The sequence below is a fragment of the Streptomyces sp. NPDC058375 genome, from assembly GCF_042723425.1.
Taxonomy (GTDB): Bacteria; Actinomycetota; Actinomycetes; order Streptomycetales; family Streptomycetaceae; genus Streptomyces; species Streptomyces durocortorensis.
This window is the reverse complement of the sequence record NZ_JBHXJG010000465.1, coordinates 1-2,150: the sequence shown is the minus strand read 5'-3', so window position 1 is coordinate 2,150 and position 2,150 is coordinate 1. Positions and strand designations below refer to the sequence as shown.

The following is a 2,150-nucleotide window of genomic DNA, read 5'->3' as shown; positions in this document are numbered from 1 at the left end:
AGCCGCAAGCCTCGGGCTCCGAGCCCTCTTTTGTAGGAAGGGGTGGTTGGGTTCAGGGGGGGGGGGGGGGGGGCCCCGGCCCCCCCCCCCGCCCCTCCCGTGTCACGGTCAGACGGCCGCCTCCAGCCGGGCCAGCCCCTGCGTCCAGCCCTCCCAGGCGTCGCGCCCCGGGGGCGCGAGCAACGGGACCACCGTGCTGCGCCGTTCGGCGACCGACGGGTGCCGGCGCGCCAGCGTCGCGAGCGCCCCGGCGGGGCCGCAGTCCACCACCACCCGGCCCTCCCCGTCGAGCAGGGTGCGCAGAGCCGGCCAGAACAGCACCGGCGCGGCCATCTGCCCGGCCCAGAACTCCGGCCGGAGGGCCTCCGCCTCCGTGACGTGGCGCCCGGTGCGGGTCGACACCACCGGGATGCCCGGCCGGCGCAGCGGCTCCGCCGCGACGGCCTCGCCGAAGGAGCGGGAGGCCGGGCCCATCGCCGGTGCGTGCCACGGTTCGAGCGCCCGCACCCGGCGTACGGTCACCCCGGCGTCGGCCAGCACCTGTTGGGCCTCGGAGAGCCGGGGCTCCGGGCCCGCGAGGATCGTCTGGCGCGGTCCGTTGTGGGCGCCCAGCACCACGTCCTGCCCCAGGGGCGTGTCCCGGAGGCGGTCGAGCACCTCTTCCGGGGCGCCGGCGACTGCCAGCATGCCGCCGGGCGGGGCGTCGGCGAGCGCGGCGCAGCGGCCCGCGAGGATCCGGGCGGCCGCCGGCGGGTCGAACACCCCGGCGAGGGTGGCGGCGGCCAGCTCCCCCACGCTGTGGCCGACCAGCGCGGCGGGCCGGATCCCCCGGTCGGCCAGCACCCGGCCGATGCCGTATCCGATCAGGAAGAGCAGGGGCTGCGCGGTCGTGCCCCGGTCGGCCCGGACGCCGTCCGCACCGGACAGCCAGTCCTCACGGACGACGGTCCCCCACCGCCCGAGGGCGTCGAGGAACTCGTCGGCCACGGCGGTGAAGACCGGCTCCCGTTTGTACAGCTCGACGGCCATCCCGGCGTGCTGGAAGCCCTGCCCCGGCAGCATCAGGACGACGGGCCGCCCGCTCACGCCGGCTCCGCCTTCAGCGCGTCCGACGCCGGGAAGGCCGCGAGCGTGCGGTCCAGGTGATCGGCGTCGGAGGTCCGGTAGGACCGGGCGTCCGGGCACAGCCGCCCGCACAGCGTGCTCAGCGTCTTGCCGGGGCCGACCTCCACGAACCGGTCGACGCCCGCCTTCGCCAGGGCCTCCGCGGTGTCGGCCCACAGCACCCGGGCCGTGAACTGCCGTCGCAGACAGTCCGCGGCCTCCCGGGCGGTCTGCACGGGTGCGGCGGTGACCGCGGAGTACACCGGGATCACCGGGTCGCGCAGGGGCAGCGCGGCCAGCGCCCGGCCGAACTCGGCCTCGATGCCGGAGAGCAGGCTGCAGTGCGCCGCGCCTCCCACCTCCAGCGTCAACGCCCGCCGTGCGCCCGCCTGTTCGGCGAGTTCGAGCAGCCGGGCCACCGCTTCCCGGTGACCGGACACCACGATCTGCCGGTGGTCGTTCTGGTTGGCGATCTCGACCACCCCGCCGGTGGCGGCGGCCGCCCGGGCGCAGAGGCCCTCCACCTCGGTCAGGGCCAGACCGATGACGGCTCCCATGCTGCCCGGGACGGTGCGGTTGACCGATTCCATCAACTCCCCGCGCAGCCGGACCAGACGCAGACCGTCCCGCCAGTCGAGCACGCCCGCCGCGACCATCGCGGCGAACTCGCCCAGGCTGTGCCCGGCCACGGCGTCGGGCTCGACCCCGTGGCTCCGGAGCACTTCGAGGGCCACGACGCTGGTCAGGAAGACGGCCGGCTGCGTCACCGGCATGGCGCGCAGGTCCTCGGCCGGCCCCTCCCAGCACATCTTCGTCAGCTCCATCCCCAGGACCTCGTCGGCGACCCGGTAGTGGGACGCGAGGAACGCGGGGCGGCGCTCGACCAGGGCGCGGCCCATGCCGACGCGTTGCGAACCCTGCCCCGGAAACACGAAGGCTGTCATGCTCATGTGCGATACCACCTTCCCTTCTGCGGACCGCGGCGCTCAGGTCACCCTGAGCCCCCCCCTCGGGCACACCCCCGACCCGCGTGCGGCGCGCGCCCC

2 protein-coding genes are annotated in these 2,150 nt (G+C 76.2%); both read right to left on the bottom strand.

All coding sequences use genetic code 11. The features are described 5' to 3' along the window. Positions 1 to 108: 108 nt before the first annotated feature. On the bottom strand, positions 109 to 1,086 hold the full coding sequence (locus ACFWM7_RS35060; protein WP_383268776.1) for an acyltransferase domain-containing protein: 978 nt from the start codon (positions 1,084 to 1,086) through the stop codon (positions 109 to 111). Continuing rightward, positions 1,083 to 2,054: an ACP S-malonyltransferase gene (gene fabD / locus ACFWM7_RS35055; protein WP_383268773.1), complete on the bottom strand. Its 972-nt coding sequence runs from the start codon at positions 2,052 to 2,054 to the stop codon at positions 1,083 to 1,085. Before fabD ends, ACFWM7_RS35060 begins: the two co-directional genes overlap by 4 nt. Between the last annotated feature and the right edge of the window lie 96 nt (positions 2,055 to 2,150).